The sequence below is a fragment of the Treponema sp. R6D11 genome (genome assembly GCF_054786075.1).
This window is the reverse complement of record NZ_BDHD01001273.1, coordinates 1-343: the sequence shown is the minus strand read 5'-3', so window position 1 is coordinate 343 and position 343 is coordinate 1. Positions and strand designations below refer to the sequence as shown.

General features: G+C 42.6%; 1 protein-coding gene. It reads right to left on the bottom strand.

Features of this window, described 5'->3' with window-relative positions; genetic code table 11:
• On the bottom strand, positions 1-236 hold a 236-nt coding region (locus tag ACYVTD_RS18410; RefSeq protein WP_461249043.1), incomplete at its 3' end, for a hypothetical protein.
• Positions 237-343 lie beyond the last annotated feature (107 nt).

Genomic DNA, 343 nt, shown 5'->3' with positions numbered 1-343 from the left:
CCATTTAATGGATCTCTTGCAAAATAATACCCCTGCGTTTTTTCTACGCCGGCAATATCAAAGAAGAAATCCCACGCAAGAATTCCTGTTACAAGCGGGACACGCAATTCCAACCAGTTATCCAAAAGCAGCAAGCCTTTGTCGCGGTATCCTTCTTGCCAACCTCTTCCGACAAACATTCCGTCTATAGAAAGTTTATTTGATTCTTCAATCGGGACAGGAACGCTTGAATCCATATCCGTACGCCCCGGTTGTTTGATAATAAAGGACAATCCCGCCTGAGCCGCAAAAATAACCTTGAAACTCCATTTTTCAGAAACGGGAATATTAACTAAAGTATGGT